Below are 26502 nucleotides of genomic sequence, written 5' to 3' on the forward strand. Positions count from 1 at the left end.
TGCAGAATATTGAGAGGAAAGACCATGGCAGAGCGGTTTCGTATCACACTTGGGCAACTCAACCCCACGGTTGGCGATTTGGCGGGCAATGCAGCCCAAGCACGTAAAGCATGGCAAGAGGGCCGTGAGGCGGGGGCTGATCTGGTGGCGCTGCCAGAGATGTTCATCGCAGGCTATAACGCACAAGACCTTGTAATAAAGCAGGCCTTTCAACTGGATGTCATGACACACATCGAGGCCTTGGCACGCGATTGTGCGGATGGTCCTGCGCTGGCGATTGGTGCGCCTTGGGCGGAAGGAGCGGAGCTGTTTAACGCCTATTTGATTCTCAAAGGCGGGAAAATTGTGTCGCGTATTCTGAAACACCATTTGCCAAACGAGACTGTCTTTGACGAAGTCCGCATCTTTGACAGTGGCCCTTTGGGCGGGCCGTATTCCATCGGGGATGTCCGTATCGGCAGTCCGATCTGTGAAGATGCATGGCATGAGGACGTGGCCGAGACGCTGGCAGAAACAGGGGCTGAATTTTTGCTCGTGCCGAATGGGTCACCCTATTACCGCGGCAAGTTTGATACGCGGATGAGCCATATGGTATCGCGCGTGATCGAAACCGACCTACCGCTGATTTATCTGAATATGGTTGGCGGGCAGGATGACCAGATTTTTGACGGGGCAAGCTTTGGGCTTAACCCAGGGGGCAAGCTGGCGTTTCAACTGCCTGCTTTTGACGCCGTTACACAGCATATTGATCTGGAGCGCGGGCCAGAAGGCTGGCGCATTCTGGAGGGTGAAAAAGCCGTGCATGCAGACCCTTATGCGCAGGACTACCGCGTTATGGTGCAAGGGCTGCGCGACTATATGCGCAAGACGGGTTTCAAAAAGGTACTGTTGGGCATGTCTGGTGGTATCGATTCAGCGCTGGTGGCGACTATTGCCGTTGATGCCTTGGGTGCCGAAAACGTGCGGTGCGTGATGTTACCTTCTGAATACACGTCCAAGGCATCTTTGAAAGACGCTGAGGATTGCGCAAATGCTCTTGGGGTGCGGTATGAATACGTGCCGATCAAGGCAGGGCGGGATGCGATCACCCAGACGTTGGCGCCATTGTTTGAAGGCACTGAGCCTGATCTCACCGAAGAAAACATCCAAAGCCGGCTGCGGGGGCTGCTGCTGATGGCGATGTCGAATAAATTTGGCGAGATGCTGCTGACCACGGGAAACAAATCCGAGGTTGCTGTGGGCTATGCCACTATTTATGGCGACATGGCGGGTGGATATAACCCGATCAAAGACCTGTATAAAATGCGCGTGTTTGAGACATGTCGTTGGCGCAATGCCAACCACGCGCCATGGATGGACGGCCTTGAGGGCCGCGTTATTCCCGAAAACATCATCACCAAAGCCCCTTCAGCCGAGTTGCGCGATGATCAAAAGGACAGTGATAGCCTGCCCGACTATCCAGAACTGGACGCGATCCTAGAGATTTTGGTGGATAGCGACGGCTCAATTGCAGATTGTGTGGCGGCAGGGTTCGACCGCGATGTGGCCAAAAAGATCGAACATCTGGTTTATATCTCCGAGTACAAACGGTTTCAGTCCGCGCCGGGTCCGCGCCTGACACACGGGGCGTTTTGGTTGGATCGCCGCTATCCTATTGCAAATCGTTGGCGTGATCCGAGTTAGAGATGGGATTTTTCAAAAGCCTGAGACCCTATGTGGTGTTCCTAGTGGCGCTGATGACCGCGCCGATCGCCTATGCCTGCGGGGCGGACAGCGATTGCATAGTTGGCGACCGCGTCTACCGTATTTCGCTGCCCGAAGGTGCTGAAAAACCGATGGGCGCTGTGATTTGGGCGCATGGCTATGGCGGGTCAGCTGCTGGCGCGATGCGTAATCTCAGTTTGCGCAAAATGGTCCATGCACAGGGTCTGGCGCTGATTGCGGCGCAGGGTGTGGACGGCAATTGGGATTTGCCAAACGGGCCGCGCACGCCCGACAGCACAGGTGCAGCGGAATTTGCCTATTTTGATGCTGTGATTGCCGATGCAACAACACGGTTTTCTATTAATCCTAATCGGTTGGTGGCCAGTGGCTTTAGCGCGGGCGGCATGATGGTGTGGAATTTGGCATGTGCGCAGCCGCAAAAATTTGTCGGATATGTGCCGATTTCGGGGACCTATTGGAAAGCACCACCTGCCTCCTGTGCTACGCCTGCCGCCAGTATTGTGCATATTCACGGTGACCGTGACACAACGGTTCCCTTGGAAGGTCGCGCCATTGGACAAACGCGCCAAGGCAGGGTTGCGGAAGCTCTCGAGATGTATGCAAATTTCGGGGAGTTTGGCCCCAAGACGACGAGAAAACTGGATATGTTCACCTGCACAACGCAGGGCAATCCAGATGGAGAGATTTTGGAATTCTGTCTGTTCAAGGGCGGGCATTCTTTCCGAACCGAATATTTAGGCTACGCGTTGGACCGTTTGAAAGCTGCTAGTCAGCTATAACAGAGCGGCTATGTGTACACCACGAACTGGACAAAGCGGCTGCGCTGTGCCAGCAAGCGCGGCAACAGGAGGCATATATGTCTGATAAAACCATTACACGTTTCGCCCCGTCCCCCACTGGCTGGATTCACGTTGGAAATTTGCGCACAGCGCTGATGAACTATCTGATCGCGCGTAAGGCGGGTGGCGAATTCATTTTGCGGATTGATGATACCGATCCGGTTCGCTCCAAAGAAGAATATGTTGACGGGATCAAACGCGATCTTGATTGGCTGGGCCTGCATTGGGACCGTGTTGAGCGCCAATCCCTGCGTTTGGAAAAATACCAAGAAGCGGCGCAGCAATTGCGCGACATGGATCGTTTCTACGAAGCCTTCGAGACGCCAACGGAATTGGATCTCAAACGCAAAAAGCAGCTGAACATGGGCAAGCCTCCGGTCTATGACCGTGCGGCGTTGACGCTGAATGACGCTGCCAAAGAAGCGTTGCGGGCCGAACGTGGTGAAGGGGTGTGGCGCTTCAAGCTCAAGCATGAGCGGATTGTCTGGAATGACGGTATTCTCGGCGACGTGAGCATTGATGGCGCGTCTGTCTCTGACCCCGTATTGATCCGCGGTGACGGCCAAATTCTCTATACATTGGCAAGCGTTGTGGATGATACCGAAATGGGTGTGACCCATGTTGTGCGTGGGTCTGACCACGTGACCAACACGGGTACACAAATCCAGATCATGCATGCATTGGGCGGCGATGTGCCGACCTTCGCGCATCACTCGCTGTTGACAGGTCCGCAAGGCGAGGCCCTGTCCAAACGTCTGGGTGTACTTGCGTTGAAGGACCTACGCGAAGCGGGTATCGCCCCTCAAGCGTTGCTGAGCCTGATGTCGCGCCTCGGGTCTTCTGATCCGGTTGAACTGCGCACCGAAATGTCGACTCTGATTGACGGTTTCAACATCTCGCGGTTTGGATCGTCACCGACAAAGTTTGATGCCGAAGACCTCAAGCCGCTAACAGCCCACTACCTCCAGACACTTGCGGTTACAGATGTAGCCGATCACATCGCCGCACTGGGTGTGCCAGAGGTGCAAGCCGAACAGTTTTGGGCAGTGACACGCGAAAATATCACCACCCTGCATGACCTTAAAGGTTGGTGGGATATGTTCAGCTTGGGTGCTGATCCGGTGATCGACGATGAAGACCGTGAATTCGTTGCCCAAGCTATGGGATTACTGCCAGAAGGCCCGTTCGACGCGGCAACCTGGGGCACTTGGACCGCAGCGGTGAAAGAAGCGACTGGCCGAAAAGGCAAAGGCCTGTTCATGCCGCTGCGCAAGGCGCTGACGGGGCAGGCGCATGGACCAGACATGTCTAGCGTTATGCCGCTGTTGCAAGTTGTCAAAGCGCGGGGATAATCCCGCGTCTGCGTGACGGCGTTAGGCCGCCACGATTGCTGCATTTCTGAGTGCTAGATGTTGATCCACCAGCGCGGTTTCCTGCGCGGTTAGAGTCTGGGCACGTGGATATCTGGGTGCGGCACGGTCATTGAGAACCTGTGTGTCCCATCCATCGGTTGTCGCAAAAAAATCTGCCACACCGCCAGCGCCATATTCACGTAAATAACCCTGCACAACTACATCCAGATAGCTAAGCAAAATTTGATTTTTGGTGCACTCGACCCATGTTTGGGACGGGACGGAATAATGCGATATTTCAGTTTCGGGCGCACGGGGGTGCGTGACCGATCCGCCTGATTCAATACGTGCATACCCATATTCACGTGCATCCAACGCGGCCCAATCAGCATTTGGAACCTCGGCAATCAGCCCGTCGATGGTGGTATCTGCATCAGGGATCACACTCAAAATCGCAAGGCTGCGTTCCTGTGTATAGACCCATTTGCGCCGCCAGCCTGACAGGCTTGCACGGGACGCCTGAGCGTAAATATGCGTGTTGCGATTGACGAGGCTGCCATAGCCAAAGAAACAAGGGTGCATCAAAGGTCTTTCCGTTGGTAATTGTGGCGCACCCTAAACATCCTGCATCCCTTTGGGCAACCATGCATCTAACGGATTGAAAAAGCCTTCGAGCTTTGGCAGAACAAAAAAATAGCGGAGGGCAATTGCCATGAAATTTACTGAAGAACATCTGTGGCTGCGTATCGAAGACGGTGAAGATGCGATCACTGTGGGGCTGACGCCTTATGGCGTTGGCGAATTGGGCGACGTCACATTTGTTGAGCTGCCCGATGAAGGCGATATGATTTCGACGGATGACCCTGTGGTGGTGATCGAAGCGGATGATGACGCGGTTGATATCCTTGCGCCGCTGGACGGCGAAGTGATTGAGGTCAATTCACCTCTGACGCGTGCGCCAGAGGTGATCAGCGAAGACCCGTTAGGGGATGGCTGGCTCTTTAAGATGAACATCGAAGATGTCGATGCTCTGGAAGAGTTGATGGATGAAGCGACCTATCAGAAATACATCCGCTAAGGTCTATTCCGCCTTGGGCTTTTCTTCTTTGGCCTTGGTGTCCGCGATTAAAAAGCTGAACTGTTTTTTCAGCTTGTTCCATGTGGGTTTATCCGGCGCGACCAGCAGATGCCCTGATTGGCGTGAGGCGGAATAATCGCCACCGTCCAGCATCTCGACATGTGCACCCGCGCGTGCAGCGATCAGCGCGCCTGCCGCATGATCCCATGGGTGCAGCATTGCTGTCAGAACAAAGTCGACATGTCCTTGCGCCACCATACGGTATTCATGTGCAGAACAGCGCAACGTGTTTACACGTGCAAAGCTGGGGAAGGTCGCGGCCAGTTGCGGCTGCTTGTCTTTGGCAAACAGGTGCAGGGGGATGACGCCTGACAGCTCTTCCAGTGGTTTGCCATTTGAAACTTTCAAATCGCGGTCTGCGCCAAATGGGCGTTGCAGCTGCGGTGTCATGTCTTCGTCCGCGATGGCCCAATCGTCACCTACGGGGTCATAGATCAACCCGAACACAGGTTTGCCGTACCGCGTGGCCGCGATGATCACACCAAAAACGGGCAGGCCATGTGCGAAATTCCATGTGCCGTCTACGGGGTCGATATGGAAAGCCAGTTGTGCATCTGCGATGCCGTCCAGCAGTTCAGGTTTGGCTGCCACGGCTTCTTCGCCGATCACCAATGCGCTGGGAAAAGCAATTTGCAAGGCGCGTGTGATCATGGCTTCGGCTTTGAGGTCTGCCTCGGTGACCAGATCATCGGCGCGGGTTTTGGTGCGGATATCACCATCTGACAGGCGCTTGAAACGGGGCATGATTTCTGCCCGTGCCGCCCGTCTGACGATGTTGATGATTTGCTTGCGTTGGGCCGCCGTCACGGCAGGTGTCAGAGTAGCAGGCAGAGAAGTATCGGAATCGGTATCAGACATTATTGCGCTCCTTGGTTGGTCAGAGTTTACGCGACCTGACCCTGATGAAAAGGGGAACTACGGAGAAATTAACCGCACTTATTCCCGCGCACGTAACACACGGGCAGGACGGGCCTGAAGGGCACGGCGGGCAAAACCCAAACCCGCAAGAACCGTAGCCGCAATGCCGCCAAAGATAATCAGCAAGGCAGAGTGCCATATGATGCTATATTCGGTTTCCATCACAAAGGTACTGACAGCCCAGCCGCCCAAGACACCGGCCAATAGCGCGACAGTTCCTGCGGCAAGCCCCAGCAATGCGGCCCGCAAGATAAAGCTGGCTGCGATCATGCGCCTAGAAGCGCCAAGGGTTTTGAGCATCGCAGCCTCATAGGTACGCGCATCTGCCCCTGCAGCTGCCGCGCCGATCAGCACCAAAAACCCAGTCACCAGTGTCGCTGCTGCGCCATAAGAGGTGGCCGCAGCAAGGCTGGTAAGCACGGCTGCAACGCGGTCAATTGCATCTTTGACGCGGATTGCTGTGATGTTTGGATAGGCAGTTGCCAGATCACGCAAAATGGCGGCCTCCGCTTCGGGTTCGGCATAAACGGTTGAGATGAATGTGTGCGGTGCGCCTTGTAGGGCGCTGGGGTTCATCGTCAGGATAAACCCGATTCCCGCTGTTGAAAAATCAACCTCTTGAAAGCTGCTAATTGTACCTGTGATGTCGCGGCCCAGCACGTTGAGGGTGACGGTATCGCCTAGGCTGAGGCCGATCTCGGCGGCTTCTTCGGCAGCAAAGCTGATCAGCGGCGGTCCAGTGTAATCGGCATCCCACCATGCACCTTCCGTAATTATCGTATCTGCGTCAGGTTGTGCGGCATAAGTCACACCGCGATCGCCCGACACAACCCAATGGTCGCCTGCCACGTCTTTGGCGGGTCTTCCGTTGATTTGTGTCACCACGCCGCGTAGCATGGGTGCGCTGTCGATGCGGCGCACAGCGGGGTCGTTCTCTAACCGTTCAGTATAGCCTGCCATCTGGTCTTTTTGGATGTCGACAAAGAAATAACTAGGCGCGATGGCGGGTAGGTTGCCTGCAATGGCTTGGCGCAGATTACCGTCAATTTGACCGACCGAGGCCAATACAGACAGGCCAAGCCCCAGCGACAAAACAACCGCGCTGGCCCCTTCACCCGTGCCGCCAATTGCTGCCATTGCCCAACGCCAACGGGGATAGCCGCGCAAACGGTGGCTAAGCGCGCGGGCGCAAATGCGGATCAGGAAGGCGGCAAATGCGAGCAGCGCCAAAGCACCTGCAATGCCGCCTAGCGTTGAGAAGGTCAGCCACCAACTGCCGTTGAACCAGCCTGCCAAAGCAACAAGTAGCGCAGTCGCGCTTGCTGTGGCGAACAAAAATGGCCAGGCAGGCAGACGGCTTGCCCCGTCCCATGCGTCGCGGAACAAGGTCGCGGCGCGTACGCGGTCGGTACGTGCCAGCGGCCAGAGGGTGAAGATGAAGGCTGTTAGCAAGCCGTAAAGCGCCGCCTCGATCAAGGGGGCGGGGAAAACCCCAAAGGCGGATGGGATTGGCAAACGGGCTTCCAGCACAGGGGCAAGCAAAACAGGCACCAGCGCGCCCAGTGTCACGCCGATGGCGACGCCGAGCAGCGACAAGATGCCGATTTGGATGAAATATGTTTTAAAGATCGTAGCGCGGTCCGCGCCTAAGGCCCGCAAGGTTGCGATGACTTCGGTTTTGCGCGCCAGATAGCTGCGCACAGCGGCAGATACGCCAACGCCACCCACAGCCAATCCAGACAGACCGACAAGGATCAAAAAGGCGCTGAGCCGCTCTACAAACCGCGACACACCGGGCGCACCGTTTCGCGCATCGCGCCAGCGCAACCCGCTGTCGGTGAACAGGTCTTTTGCCTCGGTTTCCACCGCGTTAATGGCCGCATTTTCGGGTAGCAGCATGCGATATTTACTGTTGAACAATGTCCCCGGTGACAGCAGACCAGATGCGCCAAGGCTGTCGAGTGTCACCAAAGTACGCGGCCCCAGCGCAAACCCCGCAGCAGCACTGTCAGGTTCGCGGGTGATCATAGCGTTCAGGATGAAACGCTGCGTGCCGAGGGTGAAACCGTCACCCAAGCTCAGGCCAAGGCGGTCAATAAGGGCGCGTTCCATGGCGGCACCGGGAATACCGTCTTGGGCTTTGAGGGCTTCGGATAGGGCGATATCAGGCTCTAACTGGACATTTCCCATCAACGGATAAGCCGCATCAACGGCTTTTACCTGCGTCAATGCACGGTCTTGGTCTGTCGCGGCCATGGAGCGGAATTCTGCGATTTCGGACACGGCTGTGGCTTGGTCTTCCATCCATGCGCGTTCCTCGGCGCTGGCGAAACGGTAGGTCAGGTCCAACTCGGCGTCGCCGCCCAGCAATGCCGCGCCTTCACGCGCAAGACCTGCTTCAATCCCTGAACGTACAGACCCGACAGCTGCGATGGCCGCAACGCCAAGCGCGAGGCAGGCCAGAAACAAGCGAAATCCGCGCAATCCACCGCGCAATTCGCGGCGGGCAAATTTAACCGCAAGGCGCAGGCTCATGCGACGCGCCCATCACGTAGGGTGATCACGCGGCTACACCGCGCCGCCAGCGCATCCGAGTGGGTGACCAGCACCAATGTTGATCCGTGTTGATCACGCAGATCAAACAGCAGGTTCATGATGGCCTCGCCATTGGTGCTGTCCAAATTCCCTGTGGGTTCATCGGCCAGCAAAATTGCGGGGCGGGGTGCTGTGGCGCGGGCGAGGGCCACGCGCTGTTGTTCTCCGCCTGACATTTGGGCGGGATAATGGCTGGCACGTGCGCCAAGTCCGACAGCCTCTAGCGCCTTTTCAGCACGTGTAAACGCGTCTTCATGACCTGCCAATTCTAAGGGGGTTGCGACATTTTCCAGCGCGGTCATGGTCGGGATCAGATGGAAAGATTGAAACACGATCCCCATGCGATCCCGCCGGAACCGCGCCAATGCGTCTTCGTTCATGGCGGTCAGGTCTTGGCCCATGGCGTGCACACTGCCGCCTGTCGCTTGCTCAAGCCCGCCCATGATCATCAGCAGCGAGGACTTCCCCGAGCCGGAGGGGCCAATCAATCCGATGCTTTCCCCTGCCATAACCTCTAATGTGATGTCATGCAGAATTTCGACAGGTCCAGCATTGCCATTCAGGCGCAAGGCTGCATCTTTAAGAGAGAAGATTGGATTACTCATGGGGGCCCTTCCGGTGGCGTCCCTTTGGGATATGGAGAGAAAGTTGTGATGCGCAAGGCTTTGATGGGAATTCTTATGATGTGCGCTGGTATGGCACAGGCGGATGAGGTGGTGATTGCTGCCCTTGGTGACAGCCTGACGCAAGGATACGGGCTGCCACAAGCAGATGGATTTGTGCCCCAGTTGCAAAATTGGCTGGACGGGCAGGGTGCCGAGGCGCGGTTAATCAATGCAGGCGTATCCGGTGATACAACCGCAGGCGGGCTGGCGCGGGTGGGCTGGACGCTGGAGCCAGAAGTCGATGCGATGATTGTGACGCTGGGAGGTAACGATCTGCTGCGCGGTCTGGACCCAACACAAGCGCGCAATAACATCGAAGGTATTTTGAAGGCGGCGCAAGCTGCCGATGTCGACGTGCTGCTGATCGGGATGCAAGCGCCGGGGAATTTCGGTGCTGAATACAAGGCGGAGTTCGATAAGATTTATCCAGAATTGGCAGAGGCTTACGGTGCGCTATATCTTGAGAGTTTTTTTGTGGGGCTTGTTGAGGAAGGCGCGCAGATTGATCCTGTTGCGCTGCGCGACTGGCTTCAGGCAGACGGGATTCATCCAAATGCCAAGGGCGTAACACGGATTGTAGAAGGTGTCGGCCCACGCGTTTTAGACCTGATTGATGCGGTGAAATTGGGCGATTAGTACCGCCGCCTAATTATTGAGCGGAGATCATTTTCTTTCGGGTTGCGCTAAATTTTACCAGTTGATAAAAAAATTGACCTATGCAAGCGTCGAAGGATCAGATGATTTAGGCGGAGGTCCAGCAGATGCCAGACACTACTTTCGACCCGGGAATCAAGGCAGCGCGGCTGGAGCCGCAGGCTTATGAGGAAAATTTTTCAGACTTGCATCCCGCACTCGGCGGGCATGAGGCGATGGTTGCGGCGGATCGCTGTTACTTTTGTCATGATGCGCCCTGCATCACGGCCTGCCCTACGGATATCGACATCCCGCTGTTCATCCGCCAGATCGCCACGGGCACACCCGATGCTGCGGCCAAAACGATCCTGAGCCAGAATATCATGGGCGGCATGTGCGCCCGCGTTTGCCCAACCGAACAGCTCTGCGAGCAAGCTTGCGTGCGCGAATTGGCAGAGGGCAAGCCCGTTTTGATCGGCCAGTTGCAACGGTATGCCACGGATCATTTACAGGCGCAGGGCATCCACCCCTTTGTGCGTGCAGAGGCGACGGGCAAACGCGTTGCTGTTGTCGGCGCAGGGCCCGCGGGCCTGTCGGCAGCGCACCGTCTGGCGATGCTGGGTCATGATGTGGTGGTCTATGACACACGCGCCAAAGCGGGCGGTTTGAATGAATACGGTATCGCGACTTACAAAACCCCTGACGGCTTTGCGCAGGGCGAGGTGGATTGGCTGTTGAAAATCGGCGGCATCACCATTGAAACAGGTCGCGCCTTGGGGCCAGACCTGACGCTTGAAACCCTCAAGGCTGAATTTGATGCGGTTTTCCTTGGTATGGGTCTTGGGGGTGTGAACGCGCTGGGTGTTGAGGGCGAAGATAAAGACGGTGTTTTGGATGCGGTGGATTTCATCGCAGAATTGCGTCAGGCAAGCGATGTTGCGCAGGTGCCAATCGGGCGGGATGTGGTTGTAATTGGCGGCGGGATGACCGCAGTTGACGCTGCTGTGCAGGCCAAATTACTGGGCGCGCTGAATGTCACGCTGGTGTATCGCCGTGGGCGTGACCGGATGAACGCCAGCCCGTTTGAACAGGATTTGGCGGCCTCCAAAGGCGTGCGGATTGTGACACATGCCAGCCCCAAAGCGGTGCATGGCAACGGCGCTGTACGCGAGATCGAGTTTGATTATGTGGGCGAGGATATGACGCCTTCTGGCCAGACGCTGCGTCTGCCTGCGGATCAAGTGTTTAAGGCGATTGGCCAGACCTTGGAGGGCGATGGTTTGCCCACAATTGAACGCGGCAAGATTGTGGTGGACGCAAATGGTCGCACATCTGTGCAAGGCATCTGGGCCGGCGGCGATTGCGCCTCTGGCGGCGATGACCTGACCGTGACCGCAGTTGCCGAAGGCCGTGATGCGGCCATGGATATTCATTTGATTTTGAGCGGGAGCGTGTAACATGGCTGATCTAACAACCGATTTCCTTGGCATTAAATCCCCCAATCCTTTCTGGCTGGCCTCTGCGCCGCCAACAGACAAAGAGTACAACGTCCGCCGCGCCTATGAGGCAGGGTGGGGCGGTGTGGTCTGGAAGACCTTGGGCATGGAAGGCCCGCCTGTGGTTAATGTCAACGGGCCGCGTTATGGGGTGATCCACGGGGCGGATCGCCGCGTGTTGGGGCTCAATAACATTGAGCTGATCACGGATCGTGATTTGCAAACCAATCTGGATGAAATCACCCGTGTAAAAGCAGACTATCCCGACCGTGCGCTGATCGTGTCCATCATGGTCCCGTGCGAGGAACAAGCGTGGAAAGATATTCTACCGCTGGTTGAGGCAACGGGTGCGGATGGCATTGAGCTGAACTTTGGCTGCCCGCATGGCATGTCTGAACGGGGCATGGGCGCAGCGGTGGGGCAGGTGCCCGAGTACATCGAAATGGTGACGCGCTGGTGCAAGCAGTATTATTCCAAGCCTGTGATTGTGAAGCTTACGCCGAATATCACGGATGTCCGCCTGCCTGCAGCGGCCGCACGACGTGGCGGTGCGGATGCAGTGAGTTTGATCAATACGATCAATTCGGTCATTTCAGTCAACCTTGACACGATGAGTCCCGAGCCGAGTATTGACGGTAAGGGCAGCCATGGTGGCTATTGCGGGCCAGCAGTTAAGCCGATTGCGCTGAGCATGGTATCAGAGATCGCGCGTGCGCCTGCCACGGCAGGATTGCCGATCAGTGGCATCGGGGGCGTGACCACTTGGCGTGATGCGGCTGAGTTTATTACGCTGGGCTGTGGCAACGTGCAGGTTTGCACAGCTGCCATGACCTATGGCTTTAAGGTGGTGCAAGAGATGATTTCGGGTCTGTCCGAATGGATGGACGAAAAGGGTCATACGTCTATTCAGGACTTCATGGGGGCAGCCGTACCCAACACAACTGATTGGCAATATCTGAACCTGAATTATGTGGCCAAGGCATCTATAAATCAGGATGATTGCATCAGTTGCGGACGCTGCTTTGCTGCATGTGAGGATACATCACATCAGGCCATTGCCATGTCGGACGATCGTACCTTTTCGGTGATCGAAGAGGAGTGTGTGGCATGTAACCTCTGCGTTGAGGTTTGCCCGATTGAAGATTGCATTACTATGGTGCCGATGGATGCAGGCAGTACCGACCCGCGGACTGGCAAGGTTGTCGAGAAGGATTATGCTAATTGGACAATGCACCCTAACAACCCTGCGGCCACTGCGGCTGAATGAGACGTCACACCTCTCTGCGGGCGGCGGCATATGCGGCTGCTGCCTGTAGAATGGGCGCTGTTGGTAGGGGATTGGGCGGCGCGTAGCGGTCCAGTTCAGCGGGATGGTTTGTGTCGTTTGGCACCCCGTTAGAGGTCTTGGGATCGCGCCGCGCCTCTTGCGCTATTTCAAGCGCGGCATTTTGCGTGGGTACTACAGCCGAAACACGGGGCGCGCTGCTGCGCGTGGTTCGAATTTCTTCTAGGGTGTCAGATTTGGTCGCTTCTATTGATGGCTGGGGCGGCAACGCACTCAGGCTCATCAAATTGACGGGTATTGAAAACGTCATAATTGGCCCTTCAACAATATAGACCCGCCACCCAATCTGAAAATAGCCTCTAATAAGTTAACAAAGAGCTAAAGGAGACGGAGCGCGACTTATTGTTGAATGGGCTGCAATAGCTTTCGAAACATCTGTTCCAAATGCTGTTGTGCGCCCTTTGCCGGGTCTGCATTATCGAGCAAAAAGGCTACCTGAACGCCAAAGTCTGCGTAATGCTGTGTCGTGGACCAGATGGAAAAAATCAGATGTGCGGGGTCAATCGGTGCGAGTCGACCTGCATCAATCCAATCCTGAATCGCTTTGCATTTTTGGTCAAACAGCGGTTTCAATTCATCTTTGAGGTGTTCCGCCATGCGCGGTGCACCTTGCAGCATTTCCCCCGCAAACAGGCGGCTTTCGGCTGGTAACTCTAGCGCCATATCCAGCTTTAACCGGACGTACCCCAGCAGCTCTTCTACGGGGTCGCCATCGGGGTTCAATTCGATCAGTGGATCAAGCCATGTTTCAAGTAACTGACTGAGAAGGGTCACATAAATTTCGTTCTTCCCGTCGAAGTAATAGAGTAAATTCGGCTTGCTCAGGCCCGCGCCATTGGCAATTGCGTCCAGCGTGGCACCGCCGTAGCCATCACGCGAAAACACGTCCAGCGCGGAATCAAGAATCAGGCGACGGTTGCGCATCTGGATGCGGCTTGGCTTCTTTGGAGTTGGGTCTGACACTAAGGGCTCCGCTAGGTGCTGGAAAAACAGGCAAAACAGGCTGCGGTATAATTTTGTTTATAAAGCAGTTCTTGACAGGAATGAAGTGAGGCGCAATCGTTGCTTTACCAAATGGTAAAAATTTAGCCATTTTCAAGCACTAGGATAATAGCGAATAGGAGCGAGCCGATGCCAGCCCCCGGAGAAAACCTCAAAGTTAACCCTGATCGCCTATGGGACAGTTTGATGGACATGGCCAAGATCGGGCCGGGAATCGCGGGTGGGAATAATCGCCAGACATTGACCGATGAAGACGCCGAGGGGCGTGCCTTGTTCCAAAGCTGGTGTGAGGCGGCGGGGTGCACCATGGGTCTGGACCAGATGGGCAATATGTTTGCGCGGCGCGAAGGCACGGACCCCGATGCACTGCCTGTTTACATGGGCAGCCACTTGGATACGCAGCCCACGGGCGGTAAATACGACGGTGTCTTGGGTGTGCTGGGCGGCTTGGAAGTTCTGCGCTCTATGAATGATCTGGGGATCAAGACGAAACACCCGATTGTCTTGACCAATTTCACGAACGAAGAGGGCGCACGTTATGCCCCGCCGATGCTGTCCTCAGGTGTGATGGCGGGGATACACACTCAGGACTGGGCGTATGCGCGTGTAGACGCCGAGGGCAAAACCTTTGGCGATGAATTGAAGCGCATTGGTTGGCGTGGCGAAGAAGAAGTGGGTGCGCGTAAAATGCACGCCTTCTTTGAGCTGCACATTGAACAAGGCCCAATTTTGGAAGCTGAAGGCAAAGACATCGGTGTCGTCACCCATGGACAGGGCCTGAGCTGGACCCAAGTGACCGTAAAGGGCAAAGACGCGCATACAGGCTCTACACCGATGCCGATGCGCCGTAATGCGGGCCTTGGGATGGCGCGGATATTGGAGAAGGTAGAGGAAATCGCATGGAGCCACGCGCCCCACGCAGTGGGTGCTGCGGGACATATCGAAGTTTACCCGAACTCGCGTAATGTGATCCCCGGTGAAGTGATCTTTACCGTCGATTTCCGCTCTCCCGAACTGAGCGTTATCGAGGATATGGAAGCGCGGCTGCGTGTTGAGGGCCAGAAAATCGCCGATGACATGGGGCTGGAAGTTGCCTTTGAAAAGATGGGCGGATTTGATCCCGTTGCCTTTGATGAGGGCTGTGTCACTGCGCTGCGCAACGCGGCGGAACGGCTGGGCTATTCCCACATGGACCTGATTTCAGGGGCAGGGCATGATGCCTGCTGGATGAATCGCCTGACGCCTACGGCGATGGTGATGTGCCCTTGTGTGGACGGGCTGAGCCATAATGAGGCGGAAGAGATCACCAAGGAATGGGCGATGGCAGGCGCGGATGTGCTGCTGCATGCGGTTGTGGAGACGGCGGAGATTGTGGGGTGAGAATTTATCAAAAAGATGCAGATGGAATAGAAATTAAGACGGCACGTCGCTTTAGCTATCGGGATGGGTCAGCACCTAGATACCGAATATTCCCAGCGGACCGACAGCGAAATTCTGAAAACGTACCACTAAATACTATCCAGCAAGAAATCGCATTTCTTACAGCTGAGGAGGCTGCGAAATTCTTGCTGCTGTATCCCGATGCTTCGATCCGAATGGAGCCAGAAGGGAAAATTGTACGATCCAACATAGTAATTGATCGTGATGGTGACGAGCCGACAAACCTCAATGACACACTAAAAGACGCCGATGCGGGTGAGGGTGAATAAAATGACCAAAGTAATCAAAGGCGGTACAATCGTTACCGCAGACCGCACTTGGAAAGCCGACGTTCTGATTGAAGGCGAGATCATCAAACAGATCGGCGAAGACTTGAAGGGCGACGAGTATATTGATGCGGAGGGGGCTTATGTGATCCCCGGCGGGATTGATCCGCATACGCATTTAGAAATGCCGTTTATGGGCACCACTGCCGCTGAGACGTTTGAGAGTGGCACATGGGCTGCGGCCTGTGGCGGGACCACGATGATTGTTGATTTCTGCCTGCCCGGTGAAGATGGCAGCATCAAGAACGCGATCAATGAATGGCACCGTAAATCCGCCCCCCAAATTTGTAGCGATGTAGGGTATCACATGGCGATTACGGGCTGGGATGAAAACGTCTTTAACGAGATGAAAGATGCCGTGGACATGGGCGTGAACTCGTTCAAGCACTTCATGGCCTATAAAGGCGCATTGATGATCGAGGACGATGAAATGTTCGCGTCTTTCAAGCGCTGTGCCGAGTTGGGTGCGCTGCCGATGGTGCATGCGGAGAACGGCAATCTGGTTGCCGAGATGCAGCAAAAGTACTTTGACGAAGGGATCACAGGTCCGGAAGGTCACGCCTATTCCCGCCCACCTGAATTTGAAGGCGAAGCGGCGAACCGTGCTATCACCATTGCCGATGCGGCGGGGGTGCCTTTGTACATCGTGCATGTGTCGTGTGAACAGACCCATGAGGCGATCCGCCGTGCGCGCCAAAAAGGCATGCGGGTTTATGGAGAGCCTCTGATCCAGTTTTTGACATTGGACGAGAGCGAGTATTTTAACAAAGATTGGGATCACGCAGCGCGGCGTGTTATGTCGCCGCCGTTCCGCAGTAAGGATCATCAAGACAGCCTGTGGGCAGGATTGCAGGCGGGTAGCTTGCAAGTGGTAGCCACGGACCACGCAGCGTTTAGCACCGAGCAAAAACGGGCAGGCAAAGATGATTTCCGGATCATTCCCAACGGGTCTAACGGGCTGGAAGAACGTCTGGCGGTTCTGTGGACTGAAGGCGTGGAAACGGGCCGTTTGACGATGAGCGAATTTGTTGCGGCAACCAGCACCAATGCTGCGAAAATCCTCAACATTTACCCGCGCAAAGGGGCAATTGTAGAAGGGGCGGATGCAGATATTGTTGTCTGGGACCCCAAGATCAGCAAGACGATCTCGCCTGCCAACCATCACTCGGTTCTCGACTATAACGTGTTTGAGGGTTTTGAGGTCAAAGCGCAGAGCCGCTATACCCTGAACCGTGGTGACGTAATTTGGGCGTGGGGGCAAAACAGCCAACCTAACCCGGGCCGTGGGCGGTTTATCCCGCGTCCTGCCTTTGCCTCGGCGAACATCGCGTTGAGCAAGTGGAAAGAGTTGAACGCGCCCAAGTTGATCAAGCGCGATCCGTTGAATATTCCGGCGGGGATTTGATGTTGATGCTGCAAACTGGAGTATCCCTGTGAGTGAAGCGCAAAGTGTGATCCGTGCAAAGGGTCTGGACCTGACGTTCCAGACAAACGACGGCCCTGTGCACGCTTTGAAAGGCGTTGATCTGGACATCAAACAGGGGGATTTCGTAAGCTTCATCGGGCCTTCGGGCTGCGGTAAAACGACGTTTTTGCGCGTGATGGCGGATTTAGAACAGCCCACGGGCGGCGAGATCACCGTGAACGGTGTGACCCCCGAACAGGCGCGGAAGGCGCGGGCATATGGCTATGTGTTTCAGGCGGCGGGTTTGTATCCATGGCGCACCATTGGCGGGAACATCCGCCTGCCGTTAGAGATCATGGGCGTGCCGAAGTCCGAGCATGCAGAGCGTGTGGCAAAGGTTTTGGAGCTGGTTGAGTTATCAGGGTTTGAGAGAAAATTCCCTTGGCAGTTATCAGGCGGCATGCAGCAGCGGGCCAGCATCGCGCGGGCATTATCGTTTGATGCGGATATTTTATTGATGGACGAACCCTTCGGCGCATTGGACGAGATCGTGCGCGACCACTTGAATGAACAGCTTTTGCATCTGTGGGAGCGGACACAAAAGACGATTGCCTTTGTGACCCATTCTATCCCTGAAGCCGTATATCTGAGCACGAAGATTGTTGTGATGTCCCCGCGGCCGGGGCGTATAACGGATGTGATCGAAAGCACCTTGCCCCGCGAGCGCCCTTTGGAAATCCGCGAAAGCCCCGAATTTTTGGCCATTGCGCACCGCGTACGAGAGGGATTGCGTGCGGGGCATTCGGATGAGTGAGTTCGTGCCAAGATTTGCGGATGTATCAGACGCGCCCGCCTGCGCGGCGATTGTACGCAACTGGCTAGACGGGACTGAATGGATGCCCGACGGGCCTGACGTGGCCGAGCTGAGAAATATCATTTCTGAGGCCATTCCCAAGCGGGAATTCTGGGTGATTGGCGATCCGGTTGTGGGGTATCTGTCGCTTGATCCATCCTGTGATTTGATTGGCGGCCTTTATACTGCGCATCCGGGTTCTGGTGCTGGGAAGGCTTTGATTGACGCCGCAAAAGTAGGCCGTTCCTATGTGCAGCTTTGGACACATGAGGCCAATGTTGAGGCGCATCGATTTTACCACCGTGAAGGGTTTAAAATCATTGAGCGAAACAGCGAGGGAAGCGACGGCATCCCCGAGCTGCGGATGGAGTGGCGCGCATGAGGTCGATCTTGCCCGTCTTAACTGTTGTCGCGGCGATACTCGGGATATGGCTGTTGGCCGTGATTCCGATGAACATGCATCTGGTGGCGGATCAGGGACAGCGTGATGGATTGGTGGTGCAGCCTGAAACACCTGCTGAACGGCAAGAGTTCAGCGGTTTGGGTCTGGCGATGCGAAATCCTGATCTTATACCACTGACCTATAATTTCAAACGCCCGCGCCTGCCCAGCCCACAACAAGTGGCAGGCGAGATGTATGACACAATCTTCGGCAAGAAAATCACCTCTAAACGCTCGCTAGTCTATCATGGCTGGGTGACCTTGGCGCCGACCCTATTGGGTTTTGTGATTGGCACGGGCTTGGGAATTTTACTGGCTGTGGGGATTGTTTACAGCCGCGTGATGGACCGTTCGGTTATGCCCTGGGCGATTGTGAGCCAGACCATTCCTATTTTGGCACTGGCACCGATGGTGATTGTTGTTTTGGGCTCTATGGGTATTCAAGGGTTGTTCCCTAAATCACTGATCGCGGCGTATCTGTCATTTTTCCCTGTGGTTGTCGGGATGGTGAAAGGATTGCGTAGCCCGTCTGGCATGCAGTTGGATTTGCTCAGGACTTATCACGCGTCGAACACACAAGGCTTTTGGTCTTTGCGGTTGCCTGCGTCGTTACCCTATCTTTTTGCGTCGCTCAAAATCGGCATTTCCGCGTCCCTTGTAGGCACTATCGTGGCTGAGTTGCCCACGGGCGCGCGTGCGGGTTTTGGGGCGCGGATGCTGGTGGGGGATCAATATGGTCAGCCTTTGGTATCGTGGGCCGCGCTTTTTGCGGCTGCGTTGACGGCGGCGGCGTTGGTCGGGCTGTTTAGCGCTATTGAGCGGATCACCCTCAAACGGATGGGGATGGCAGCGGCATGATGTATGTATTGCTTGCATTTGGAATTTGGGCAGCTGGTTGGTGGTTGAATTTGCGCTTGTCCAATGGCTCCAGCGCAGAGTTAACGGCGGTCAAAATTGCTGTGCCGGCTATCTTTGGACTGACGATTGTCATCGTCTGGGAACTGATGGTGCGAGGGTTCGAAGTGAACCCTGTGATTTTGCCAGCACCGACGTCGGTTTTGGCCCGTTTGGCGGATGAGGGATCAATCCTTTGGGCGGACTTTAAGCAGACTGTTCTTAAGGGCGCACTGGTCGGCTATATCATTGGTGCCATCGCTGCATTCGCCGTCGCGATATTGGCAGACCGATCCGAGTTTTTGACGCGGGGCATTTTGCCCGTTGGTGGGTTTATGGCCGCCCTGCCTATTGTGGGGACAGCCCCTATTCTGGTAAAGTGGTTGGGCAGTGATTGGGAATCCAAGGCGGCAGTGGTGGCTGTGATGGTGTTCTTCCCAATCCTAGTGAACACCGTTGCAGGGTTGAAGGACACCAACGCGATGCAACGCGATCTGATGCGCACCTATGCTGCTGGATATTGGCCAACCCTGTTCAAACTGCGCCTGCCGAGTGCGGCACCCTTCATCTTTAATGGTCTTAAAATTGGCACCACGCTGGCACTGATTGGTGCAATTGTTGCTGAATTTTTTGGCTCCCCGACTGTGGGAATGGGGTTTCGTATATCCACCAGCTTTGGACAGCTTGCGTTGGACATGGTCTGGGCAGAGATTGTTGTAGCAGCATTGGCTGGTAGTGCATTTTATGGTGCGATGACATGGGTGGAGAAACGGGTGACCTTCTGGCACCCGTCACAGAGATAACCAATGACCCCGCAAAGGGGCGTATTTCAACTGACTTGGAGGTCAAACGATGAAGAATTTTATGATGGTGGCAGCATGTGCCACCGCGATGACGGCCGCTCCGGCGATTGCTGATGAGGCGAATGAAGTCACATTACAATTGCAGTGGGTTACTCAGTCGCAATTTGCGGGATATTATGTAGCGCAAGACAAGGGTTTCTACGAAGCAGAAGGTCTGGATGTCACGATCCTGCCCGGTGGCCCTGATATCGCCCCGCCGCAAGTATTGGCTGGCGGCGGCGCTGATGTGATGTTGAACTGGATGCCCTCCGCATTGGCTGCGCGCGAAAAGGGTTTGCCCGTTGTGAACATTGCACAGCCTTACAAAACGTCTGGCTTGATGCTGACGTGTTGGAAAGATTCTGGCATCACGGGTGTCGAAGACTTTAAGGGGCAGACTATTGGTGTTTGGTTCTTTGGCAACGAATACCCCTTCCTGAGCTGGATGTCGAAAGAAGGCATCAGCACAGATGGCGGCGAGGACGGTGTGACCGTGCTCAAGCAAGGCTTTAACGTGGACCCGCTGTTGCAGCGCGAAGCGGCGTGTATTTCGACGATGACGTATAATGAATATGGTCAGGTTCTGGATGCAGGTGTAAATCCGGATGAGTTGATCACCTTTAAATACGAAGATCAGGGTGTTGCCACGCTGGAAGATGGCATGTGGGTTTTGGAAGATAACCTGAATGATCCGGTGTTCGTCGATAAAATGACCCGCTTTGTACGTGCGTCTATGAAGGGTTGGAAATACGCCGAAGAAAATGCCGAAGAGGCTGGCGCGATCATCATCGAAAACGATGAAACGGGTGCGCAATCCGAAGAGGCACAGGTGCGCATGATGCAAGAGGTTGCGAAGCTGACGGCAGGGTCAAACGGTGCATTGGCAGAGGCCGACTATCAGCGCACGGTTGATACGCTGTTGGCTGGCGGTTCTGATCCGGTGATCACCAAGCAGCCTGAAGGTGCGTGGACATCTGTAATCACTGATGCTGCTTTGAAGTAAAAGGCAGTCTATTTGTACGTAAAAGGCCAGTGCATATGCGCTGGCCTTTTGTGTTCATGCGTATCAGGGAGCTGCAATAATGCGTCTGACGCAGAAATGCAAAATGATCTGTATCAGTTGGGCATTCTTGTGCAGCAATAATGAGGGGGCAGGGCAGTTATATTGGCCTGCCCCCTGAAAACATTCTCTCTTAGAGAACTGTCACTTTTGTGCCAAGCGGTACACGTTTGTACAAATCTTGGACGTGGGGGTTCAGCATGCGAATGCAGCCGTTTGAGACAGAACGCCCGATTGAGCTTTTTACTGTGGTTCCATGGATGCGGAAGTACGTGTCACGGCCCCCTTGGAAGAGGTAGAGAGCGCGCGAACCGAGGGGGTTGGTCGGGCCACCTGGCTGGGCATCTGTGTTGCCGATAAAGCGACCGTATGCTTTTGGATCACGTGCGATCATCTCGTTTGTAGGGCGCCATGTGGGCCATTCTTTTTTCACTGAGATCGTCGCGGTTCCGGTAAATTCCAGACCGGCTTTGCCGACACCAACGCCGTAACGCATGGCTTGACCGGGGGCTGTGACGAAATAGAGATAGTAGCTCCGAGGCAGAATGAGCAATTCGCCTACTTGATACTGCTTTTTGACCCGAACGATTTGGGGCGTGGGGTCAAAGGCGGCAGCCTGAGCGGAAGCGATTTGTGGGAAAGCGGTGGCAGCAAGTGAACTTGCGATGAATGAACGACGGAGCATACTGGTATCCTTGTGCAGCTTGGGATTAACCTACTGTCCAAACATCAGCCGGAAATTCAAGCCCTGAACGAAAAAACCGGCCATTCGATAGCGAATGGCCGGTCAAATTTTCGTGTAGCGATGCTCTGGCGCTACATTAAGCGCCAAGGCGCAACTTATGCGAGTGCGATGTTTGTCGCGGACTCACGGCCGTCACGGCCAGCTTCGATGTCGAAAGTAACTTTTTGGTTGTCGGCAAGACCAGTCAGGCCTGCGCGCTCAACAGCGGAGATGTGTACAAATACATCTTTGCTGCCACCATCGGGTGCGATAAAGCCGAAGCCTTTAGTTGTGTTAAACCATTTTACGGTGCCAGTAGCCATTCCGTAGTCTCCTAGTAGATAGATGCCATCCGCGGTGTGCGATGGCCCGGCTTGGTCGGTCTGTAATCGAGAGACTGAACGCGGAAGCGGAGACAGTGGTCTAGATATAGATAACGTTCGCAGTCTCAGATATGGCATAAAAACCCCCGAATTTCAAGTCTGATGGGGAAAGTCGGCAGGGCGCTGCCATCCAAAACGAAGTGGATTACCTGCGCGAAGAACGGCGTCTAGAGTATTGCAATATAATAAATAATTTGGATGACTTGAGGCGCATTAACCAGTTGTTAACGGTTTCAGAAATTTTTTTAACGGCAGAAAAACGCGCAAAGTATGCATAGCTCGGGATTGTTTCCGAATCTGTCAATGTTTGAGGCGCTGACATGGTTTGGGTCGCGGGGCGTCCAAAATAGACACCCCGCTTTGGTCGCTTTAGCGCATGAATTTCTTGTGCTTCAGGCGCTTTGGCTCCAGCGCATCGGCACCAAGACGACGCTTTTTGTCTTCTTCGTAGTCTTCAAAGTTGCCTTCAAACCATTCCACGTGTGCATCGCCTTCAAAGGCAAGGATGTGGGTACAGATACGGTCAAGGAAGAAGCGGTCGTGAGAGATGACCACCGCGCAACCGGCGAAGTCTACCAGCGCGTCTTCGAGGGCGCGCAGAGTTTCAACGTCAAGATCGTTTGTAGGTTCATCGAGCAGCAGAACGTTGCCACCTGATTTCAGCAGACGGGCCATGTGGACGCGGTTGCGTTCCCCACCTGACAGCAGGCCGACTTTTTTTTGCTGATCGCCACCCTTAAAGTTGAACGACGAGCAATAGGCGCGCGAGTTCACCTCGGCATCGCCAAGCTGGATGAGTTCGGCACCGCCGGTGATAGCCTGCCAGACGTTATCATCCGCGTTCAGGTCATCGCGGGACTGATCCACATAGGAGAGCTGAACCGTGTTGCCGACTTCGATGGTGCCTGCGTCAGGCTGTTCTTGACCTGTCAGCATTTTGAACAGTGTCGATTTGCCTGCACCGTTGGGGCCGATCACGCCGACAATACCACCGGGTGGCAGAGAGAAGCTGAGGTTTTCGACCAGAAGCTTATCACCCATGGCTTTGGTCAGGCCTTCGACATCCATCACTTTGGAGCCGAGGCGCTGACCGTTCGGAATAACGATCTGGGCTGTTGCCAGTTTTTCGCGCTCGGACTGATCTGCCATCTCGTTGTAGGATTTGATCCGCGCTTTGGATTTGGATTGACGGGCTTTGGCACCTTGGCGCATCCACTCCAGCTCGCGTTCCAGCGTTTTCTGACGCGATTTGTCTTCGCGCGATTCCTGTGACAGGCGTTTTGCTTTTTGCTCCAGCCAGTCGGAATAGTTGCCCTCACACGGGATGCCGCGGCCACGGTCCAGTTCCAGAATCCAGGTGGTGATGTCATCCAGAAAATAACGGTCGTGGGTAACGATCAGGATCGTGCCTTTGTAGGCTATGAGGTGCTGTTGAAGCCACGCGATGGTTTCGGCGTCAAGGTGGTTGGTCGGTTCATCGAGAAGCAGCATTTCTGGCGCTTCAAGCAGCAGTTTACACAAAGCCACACGGCGGGCTTCACCGCCTGACAGATCGGCGATGTTCGCGTCATCTGGTGGGCAGCGCAGGGCCTCTAGCGACACGTCGATCTGACTGTCGAGGTCCCAGAGGTTTTCGGCGTCGATCTGGTCTTGCAGCGCAGCCATCTCATCGGCGGTTTCATCCGAGTAGTTCATCGCCAACTCATTGTAGCGATCCAAAATGGCCTTTTTATTCGCCACGCCCAGCATCACATTTTCACGCACAGTCAGCGTTTCATCCAGCTTTGGCTCCTGCGGAAGGTAGCCAACACGTGCACCTTCAGCGACCCAAGCCTCGCCCGTGAAGTCTTTGTCCATGCCCGCCATGATTTTCATCAGGGTTGATTTGCCTGCGCCGTTGACGCCGACAACACCGATTTTCACACCGGGAAGGAAGTTCAGGTGGATGTTTTCAAAGCATTTTTTCCCGCCGGGATAGGTCTTGGAGACCCCTTGCATGTGATAGACGTATTGATAAGCGGCCATGGCGCGACTCCTCGTGCGTGTCATAATTTGCTTTGCAATATCTGTCAGACCGTACAAGATCAACGGTAGCTGGGCCTGATTGGCCAAGCCGCGCCTGATCTTGATGCCTTTGCATCCTCCACTTTTGATATGATCCGGCTGGCTTGCCAGAGTGTTTGCACGAAATCTGTCTCAGCGGAATGGAGGTGCTCACAGCGCGGATGCGTGTTGATTGACCTAAATTTTGGTTCTTTTTCCTAGGATTTAGAAAATTTAAGTCAAATTGTCGCAGCCTGATTTGATAGGCTGATCCGATCCCTTGGCGATTCTTTTAACTACGACCAAGGGCAAACCAGACTGCAGTTTAATGCGGTCGATATACATGGGGAAACAATAATGTCTCAAACCACAATGATCGTGGGGTTGGATGGATCTGACGCGGGTAAACGCGCGCTGGATTTCGCCAAAACCCGTGCCAAACTGATCGGTGATTGCCATATTCTTTTGGTCTATGTCATCGAATGGTCGCCCTTCAGCTTTCAAACGGCCGAAGAAAACGAAAAACGCCACGCCCGCCGCGAAGAGGAACTGAACCTCGCGCATGAGCGGGTTGTCGGACCTGCTGTGCAGGAGGCCGAGGCGGAAGGATGTTCTGTTGAGGGGATCGTTAGACACGGTGACGTGGCTGAAATCCTTGAGGGGCTGGCCAAGAAGCGCGAAGCTTCGCAGATCGTTGTGGGCCGCATGGGCGAGCGGAACATGAAAGAGCGGCTGTTTGGCGGCGTGACGGGGCGGCTGGTGGCTGCATCCACAGTGCCGATCACCGTGATTCCATAAGGGGACAGATATGAAACGATTTATCACAAGCGGGATCGCGGCCACAGCGCTGAGCCTTCCCACACTTGCTGCCGCCCAAGAAGCGGTATCCTTTGACCAGAAAGTAAACGACATCTTTGCCAGCTCAACGGGCTGGTTTGTGAACCTAATCTTTGCGCCGCTGCCCGGAACTGCGTTTCCGTGGATTGTGCTTTGGTTGGTTGTCGCCGCTACGATCTTTACAGTCTATTTCGGTTTTATCCAGATCAAAGCATTCGGTCACGCAATCAGTCTGGTCAAAGGGGATTACACGGACCCCAATGACGCAGGTGAAGTTAGCCATTTTCAGGCTCTAACAACGGCACTTTCGGGTACAGTTGGTCTGGGTAACATCGCGGGTGTTGCTGTGGCTGTGGGCATCGGCGGCCCCGGCGCGACCTTCTGGATGATTGTGGCGGGTCTGCTGGGTATGGCGTCCAAGTTCACCGAATGTACGTTGGGTGTGAAATACCGCAACGAATACGCTGACGGCACGGTTTCGGGTGGTCCCATGTATTACATGACCAAGGGCTTTAAGGAACGTGGCCTGCCCGGCGGTAAGGTTTTGGCCGTGATCTTTGCTATCTTTACCATCGGTGGTGCCTTGGGCGGCGGGAACATGTTCCAAGCGAACCAAGCACATGCTCAGATTACGCAGATTACCGGTGATTTTAGCGGAGTGATCACAGGTGTGATTTTTGCGGCTATCGTTTTTGCGGTGATCGCTGGCGGGATCAAATCCATCGCCAATGTCACCGAAAAGATCGTGCCATTCATGGGGGTATTGTATGTTCTTGCGGCTCTGATCATTCTGATTGTGAACTATGATCAGATTGGCTGGGCGTTTGGTCAAATCTTTGCTGGTGCCTTTACGGGTCTTGGCGTTGCTGGCGGTTTTGTTGGTGCGCTGATCCAAGGCTTCAAACGGGCGGCATTCTCAAACGAGGCGGGTGTTGGCTCGGCTGCGATTGCGCACTCTGCCGTACGGACCAAAGAACCTGTGACAGAGGGTGTCGTTTCCCTGCTGGAGCCGTTCATCGATACGGTTGTAATCTGTACCATGACGGCGCTGGTTATCACCATTTCGGGCGTTTTGGTTGTGGACCCAGCAACGGGTAACTTTGTGTTGAATGAAGCAGGTACAGCGATCAAAACAATTGATGGTTCTTCTGGCGTAGCACTCACTTCTGCGGCATTTGCGACTGGCTTTAGCTGGTTCCCATATGTGCTGGCTGTTGCTGTGGTGTTGTTTGCCTTCTCTACAATGATCAGTTGGTCCTACTATGGTCTCAAGGCTTGGACCTACCTGTTTGGCGAAGGCAAAAAGACTGAAATGACGTTCAAAGTGATCTTTTGCTTCTTCATCATCGTCGGTGCTGCTGCACAATTGGGGGCGGTCATCGACTTCTCTGATGCGATGATCTTTGCGATGGCTGTTGTGAACATCACTGCGCTGTACTTCCTCATGCCAATCGTCAAGCGTGAGATGAACAGCTATTTTGGTCGCCTGAAGTCTGGCGAGATCGTCAAGCACGAACAATAAGCTTGATTTGATTGACATTTGGCA

Annotated in this window: 26 protein-coding genes; 17 read left to right on the forward strand and 9 right to left on the reverse strand. The window is 54.9% G+C overall.

Translation table 11 applies throughout. The features are described 5' to 3' along the window. Positions 1–24: 24 nt before the first annotated feature. The 3 genes from GGR95_RS11905 to gltX all read left to right on the forward strand — a co-directional run bounded on the left by GGR95_RS11905 (position 25) and on the right by gltX (position 3916). The gene (locus GGR95_RS11905; RefSeq protein ID WP_184566103.1) at positions 25–1683 is read left to right on the forward strand and encodes an NAD+ synthase; all 1659 of its coding nucleotides are present in this window, start codon (positions 25–27) and stop codon (positions 1681–1683) included. Between the two features lie 2 nt (positions 1684–1685). Continuing rightward, entirely contained in the window at positions 1686–2504 is an 819-nt protein-coding gene (locus tag GGR95_RS11910; protein WP_246423361.1) for a CE1 family esterase, read from the forward strand. Positions 2505–2581: 77 nt separating this feature from the next. Further along, positions 2582–3916, forward strand: coding sequence for a glutamate--tRNA ligase (gene gltX, locus GGR95_RS11915; RefSeq protein WP_184566105.1), 1335 nt, complete (start codon positions 2582–2584; stop codon positions 3914–3916). Positions 3917–3937: 21 nt separating this feature from the next. Here the strand turns inward: gltX and GGR95_RS11920 are convergent, their stop codons facing one another. Beyond that, positions 3938–4498: a gamma-glutamylcyclotransferase family protein gene (locus tag GGR95_RS11920; RefSeq protein WP_184566107.1), complete on the reverse strand. Its 561-nt coding sequence runs from the start codon at positions 4496–4498 to the stop codon at positions 3938–3940. A gap of 130 nt (positions 4499–4628) precedes the next feature. Between GGR95_RS11920 and gcvH the strand changes: the two genes are divergently transcribed. Then, positions 4629–4994: a glycine cleavage system protein GcvH gene (gene gcvH, locus GGR95_RS11925; RefSeq protein ID WP_184566109.1), complete on the forward strand. Its 366-nt coding sequence runs from the start codon at positions 4629–4631 to the stop codon at positions 4992–4994. A gap of 3 nt (positions 4995–4997) precedes the next feature. On the opposite strand, the gene GGR95_RS11930 is transcribed toward gcvH, so the two are convergent. From GGR95_RS11930 to GGR95_RS11940, 3 genes are all read right to left on the reverse strand, one after another. After that, on the reverse strand, positions 4998–5912 hold the full coding sequence (locus GGR95_RS11930) for an inositol monophosphatase family protein (RefSeq protein WP_184566111.1): 915 nt from the start codon (positions 5910–5912) through the stop codon (positions 4998–5000). 78 nt (positions 5913–5990) lie between these two features. Beyond that, the gene (locus GGR95_RS11935; RefSeq protein ID WP_184566113.1) at positions 5991–8507 is read right to left on the reverse strand and encodes an ABC transporter permease; all 2517 of its coding nucleotides are present in this window, start codon (positions 8505–8507) and stop codon (positions 5991–5993) included. Continuing rightward, positions 8504–9172 carry an ABC transporter ATP-binding protein gene (locus GGR95_RS11940; RefSeq protein ID WP_184566115.1) on the reverse strand — a complete coding sequence of 223 codons (669 nt, stop codon included), beginning with the start codon at positions 9170–9172 and terminating at the stop codon, positions 8504–8506. Before GGR95_RS11940 ends, GGR95_RS11935 begins: the two co-directional genes overlap by 4 nt. 48 nt (positions 9173–9220) lie before the next feature. Here GGR95_RS11940 and GGR95_RS11945 point away from each other — a divergent pair, with 48 nt between their 5' ends. The 3 genes from GGR95_RS11945 (at position 9221) to preA (ending at position 12628) form a co-directional block, all read left to right on the forward strand. Next, a complete protein-coding gene (locus GGR95_RS11945) occupies positions 9221–9868 on the forward strand; it encodes an arylesterase (RefSeq protein ID WP_184566118.1) in 648 nt (215 codons plus the stop codon). 125 nt (positions 9869–9993) lie between these two features. Next, positions 9994–11322 carry an NAD(P)-dependent oxidoreductase gene (locus tag GGR95_RS11950; RefSeq protein ID WP_184566120.1) on the forward strand — a complete coding sequence of 443 codons (1329 nt, stop codon included), beginning with the start codon at positions 9994–9996 and terminating at the stop codon, positions 11320–11322. A 1-nt stretch (position 11323) separates the two neighbouring features. Next, entirely contained in the window at positions 11324–12628 is a 1305-nt protein-coding gene (gene preA / locus GGR95_RS11955) for an NAD-dependent dihydropyrimidine dehydrogenase subunit PreA (RefSeq protein WP_184566122.1), read from the forward strand. 4 nt (positions 12629–12632) lie between these two features. Here preA and GGR95_RS11960 read toward each other — a convergent pair whose 3' ends face one another. Together GGR95_RS11960 and GGR95_RS11965 are read right to left on the reverse strand one after the other, a co-directional pair. Further along, the gene (locus tag GGR95_RS11960; RefSeq protein ID WP_184566124.1) at positions 12633–12956 is read right to left on the reverse strand and encodes a hypothetical protein; all 324 of its coding nucleotides are present in this window, start codon (positions 12954–12956) and stop codon (positions 12633–12635) included. An 89-nt stretch (positions 12957–13045) separates the two neighbouring features. Beyond that, a complete protein-coding gene (locus GGR95_RS11965; RefSeq protein WP_184566126.1) occupies positions 13046–13669 on the reverse strand; it encodes a TetR family transcriptional regulator C-terminal domain-containing protein in 624 nt (207 codons plus the stop codon). 168 nt (positions 13670–13837) lie between these two features. On the opposite strand from GGR95_RS11965, the gene GGR95_RS11970 reads away from it, so the two are divergent. The 8 genes from GGR95_RS11970 to GGR95_RS12005 are packed head-to-tail and all read left to right on the forward strand — an operon-like array spanning position 13838 to position 20912. Further along, positions 13838–15088, forward strand: coding sequence for a Zn-dependent hydrolase (locus tag GGR95_RS11970; RefSeq protein ID WP_184566128.1), 1251 nt, complete (start codon positions 13838–13840; stop codon positions 15086–15088). Beyond that, positions 15085–15417: a hypothetical protein gene (locus tag GGR95_RS11975; RefSeq protein WP_184566130.1), complete on the forward strand. Its 333-nt coding sequence runs from the start codon at positions 15085–15087 to the stop codon at positions 15415–15417. Before GGR95_RS11970 ends, GGR95_RS11975 begins: the two co-directional genes overlap by 4 nt. Position 15418: 1 nt before the next feature. Next, positions 15419–16879 (forward strand): dihydropyrimidinase, encoded by a 1461-nt coding sequence (hydA, locus tag GGR95_RS11980; protein ID WP_184566132.1) that lies wholly within the window; start codon positions 15419–15421, stop codon positions 16877–16879. A 28-nt stretch (positions 16880–16907) separates the two neighbouring features. Further along, positions 16908–17693 carry an ATP-binding cassette domain-containing protein gene (locus GGR95_RS11985; protein ID WP_184566134.1) on the forward strand — a complete coding sequence of 262 codons (786 nt, stop codon included), beginning with the start codon at positions 16908–16910 and terminating at the stop codon, positions 17691–17693. Then, a complete protein-coding gene (locus tag GGR95_RS11990; protein ID WP_184566136.1) occupies positions 17686–18114 on the forward strand; it encodes a GNAT family N-acetyltransferase in 429 nt (142 codons plus the stop codon). Before GGR95_RS11985 ends, GGR95_RS11990 begins: the two co-directional genes overlap by 8 nt. Next, entirely contained in the window at positions 18111–19031 is a 921-nt protein-coding gene (locus tag GGR95_RS11995; protein ID WP_184566138.1) for an ABC transporter permease, read from the forward strand. Before GGR95_RS11990 ends, GGR95_RS11995 begins: the two co-directional genes overlap by 4 nt. Next, positions 19028–19870: an ABC transporter permease gene (locus GGR95_RS12000; RefSeq protein WP_184566140.1), complete on the forward strand. Its 843-nt coding sequence runs from the start codon at positions 19028–19030 to the stop codon at positions 19868–19870. The genes GGR95_RS11995 and GGR95_RS12000 overlap by 4 nt, the downstream gene beginning before the upstream one ends. A gap of 49 nt (positions 19871–19919) precedes the next feature. Beyond that, complete coding sequence (locus GGR95_RS12005; protein WP_184566142.1) at positions 19920–20912, forward strand: ABC transporter substrate-binding protein; 993 nt, start codon at positions 19920–19922, stop codon at positions 20910–20912. 190 nt (positions 20913–21102) lie between these two features. On the opposite strand, the gene GGR95_RS12010 is transcribed toward GGR95_RS12005, so the two are convergent. The 3 genes from GGR95_RS12010 to ettA form a co-directional block, all read right to left on the reverse strand. Continuing rightward, entirely contained in the window at positions 21103–21654 is a 552-nt protein-coding gene (locus GGR95_RS12010) for a L,D-transpeptidase (RefSeq protein WP_184566145.1), read from the reverse strand. 155 nt (positions 21655–21809) lie between these two features. Beyond that, positions 21810–22016: a cold-shock protein gene (locus tag GGR95_RS12015; RefSeq protein ID WP_007117950.1), complete on the reverse strand. Its 207-nt coding sequence runs from the start codon at positions 22014–22016 to the stop codon at positions 21810–21812. A gap of 429 nt (positions 22017–22445) precedes the next feature. Then, the gene (gene ettA, locus GGR95_RS12020; protein ID WP_184566282.1) at positions 22446–24101 is read right to left on the reverse strand and encodes an energy-dependent translational throttle protein EttA; all 1656 of its coding nucleotides are present in this window, start codon (positions 24099–24101) and stop codon (positions 22446–22448) included. Positions 24102–24476: 375 nt separating this feature from the next. Between ettA and GGR95_RS12025 the strand changes: the two genes are divergently transcribed. Together GGR95_RS12025 and GGR95_RS12030 are read left to right on the forward strand one after the other, a co-directional pair. Then, positions 24477–24917, forward strand: a complete 441-nt coding sequence (locus tag GGR95_RS12025; RefSeq protein ID WP_184566147.1) for a universal stress protein — start codon at positions 24477–24479, stop codon at positions 24915–24917. Positions 24918–24927: 10 nt separating this feature from the next. Next, positions 24928–26478: an alanine/glycine:cation symporter family protein gene (locus tag GGR95_RS12030; protein ID WP_184566149.1), complete on the forward strand. Its 1551-nt coding sequence runs from the start codon at positions 24928–24930 to the stop codon at positions 26476–26478. The last annotated feature ends 24 nt before the right edge of the window (positions 26479–26502 follow it).

Origin of the sequence: Sulfitobacter undariae, assembly GCF_014196805.1 — a bacterium.
GTDB lineage: Bacteria > Pseudomonadota > Alphaproteobacteria > Rhodobacterales > Rhodobacteraceae > Sulfitobacter > Sulfitobacter undariae.